We start from the raw sequence: 649 nt of genomic DNA on the forward strand, positions 1-649 counted from the left end.
GGCACCATCCACAGGCTCCCGACGATCTGCTTGCGCTGGAAGCCGAGATCCTCGAGTTCGTCGCCCGCCGCCATCGGCAGGCCCGAGCGATGGGCGAAGAAATCGCCGATGGTGGCGTTGCCCGAGACATAGTCGAGATTGAGGCGAAAGCCGTCCCAGACCTTGCCGACCGGGGTATCCCAGTCGAAGCTGTGGTCCTTCGTCATGGCGATCGCGGCCACCGTGGCCGAGATCGACTTCGACACCGAGGCGACCTGGAAAATGGTGGTGCTGCTGACCTTAGAAGTGTCGTCCCGGTTGTTGCGAAGGCCATAGCCCTCGTCAAAGATCATTTTGCCGCCATGCACCACCGCCACGGCGAAGCCGGGAACGTCGGATGCTTCCTTGACTTTCTTGACGATGTCCGGCAGCGCGGCCAGCGCCTTCTCGACACCGCCGGGATACAGCTCCACAGCATCCTGCGGCGGCGATGGCCCAAGCTCCGGCACGTAGGACTGCGCGGCTGCCATGGCGGGCAGCATGGTAACCAGGGAAAGCACCAGGAGAGCAGCGGCCTTGTTCATTGCATGTCCTCAAACCTGCACGGCAGATGATCGGATCATACGCGGCAAGATGAAAGATGGTTACAGCTATTTTCTACTGATATGTT

1 protein-coding gene is annotated in these 649 nt (G+C 60.9%); it reads right to left on the bottom strand.

The genetic code is table 11. From position 1 onward, the window contains the following. Positions 1 to 563: serine hydrolase domain-containing protein (locus NKH30_RS33090; RefSeq protein WP_352998169.1), on the bottom strand; the 563-nt coding region annotated here is incomplete at its 3' end. Between the last annotated feature and the right edge of the window lie 86 nt (positions 564 to 649).

Source organism: Mesorhizobium sp. M1273 (genome assembly GCF_040318195.1).
GTDB lineage: Bacteria > Pseudomonadota > Alphaproteobacteria > Rhizobiales > Rhizobiaceae > Mesorhizobium.